This is a genomic window from Gilliamella sp. HK2, from assembly GCF_001690265.1.
In the GTDB taxonomy this organism is placed as follows: Bacteria; Pseudomonadota; Gammaproteobacteria; order Enterobacterales; family Orbaceae; genus Gilliamella; species Gilliamella apicola_C.
The window spans coordinates 1-1,344 of record NZ_LZGV01000092.1; the positions used below are offsets into that span (position 1 = coordinate 1).

The following is a 1,344-nucleotide window of genomic DNA, read 5'->3' on the forward strand; positions in this document are numbered from 1 at the left end:
TTCCGCCACTCGCAAGAGGAACTGATACTGAGGTCATACACCCCTGAATATCTGCCCAATTAAACTCTTTAACGGTTATCTCTTTAGCTCTAAAGGGGGAACGAGTAAAGGTAGCCCATGAACCACAATATAACAGAAAATGGTCATAAACATAAACCTTACCTGTTTTACGGTTAAAGCGAACAGGACAATCTTCAGGACAGAATAAAAAAGTAAGAAAAAATTGAATAAATATTTGACTGCACATTAAAAACACAAAAAATAAAAAAATAAATAGTGCTTTATGGGTATCAAGATAAAATATAGCAAGAAGTAAAGCAACTAATCCAGAATTTGCTATCAATACACATATAAATAAAATAATAATAACAATCAATCTAATTAATAAGCTTCCCATCCTTGTGAACCGCCGAGAAAGCTCACAATAATCATCATTAGCATAACGTAATTTTTTATTATTAGTTAAAGGCAATTGCGTTGTATAAACCCCTTTATATAAATCCTCGCGCCATGCGGAAACTTGCGGTTGGTACTTTGATGGCATTATTTATTTCCTAACTTTTTATATTCGGCATCTATTTGTTGATATTCTTCAAGCGAGCTGGTTTTGGATTTTTTGTCGATTTCTTTTGGCCAGTTGACTTTGATTGGCCAAGTGAATTCTTCTTCTGGCATAAATTCGGCATCCAAATTTTTATCAGAAAACGCCATATAGCTATTTATCCACATCCATTCGTCATAACTTAGACTGGTATCAGCAGCCAACAAAAAGTGGTCAATCACTTTAGTGGTATTAGGCTCACATACCACACACTCTAGGCGATAGCTTCTAACCATTCCGCCACTCCCAAGAGGAACTGATACCGATGTCATACACCCTTGAATATCTGCCCAATTAAACTCTTTAACTGTAATTTCTTTTGCTTTTAAAGGTGAGCAAGTAAACGTTCTTAATGAGCCAAAATATAAAAGGCAATGATCATAAATATAAACCTTACCTGTTTTACGATTAAAACGGATTGGGCAATCTTCAGGAGCAAAAAGAATATTCGAAGCCATTAGAAAAAGAAAATAAGTTAAAAATATTAATAATAAACAACAAGGTATAACGATTGCGTTGCCATCAGTGTCTATAATAGTATTTGGTATGATCCATGATAACCCACATATAGTTACTAAATTACAAAGTAACACAATAGTAACCATAAATATACGAAGAAAAGGATTCATCCCTGTGAACCGTCGTGAAAATTCACAATAATCATCATTAGCATAACGTAATTTTTTATTATTACTTAAATGTAATTGTGTTGTATATATTCCTTTATGCAAATCTTCGCGCCA

At 33.6% G+C, this 1,344-nt stretch carries 2 protein-coding genes; both read right to left on the bottom strand.

Annotation, left to right across the window (positions count from 1 at the left end; translation table 11 throughout):
• The coding region (locus A9G45_RS09575) for a DUF6708 domain-containing protein (protein WP_218057090.1) at positions 1–544 on the bottom strand (544 nt) is incomplete at its 3' end.
• On the bottom strand, positions 544–1,344 hold an 801-nt coding region (locus A9G45_RS14460; protein ID WP_065566307.1), incomplete at its 5' end, for a DUF6708 domain-containing protein. The genes A9G45_RS09575 and A9G45_RS14460, both read right to left, overlap by 1 nt.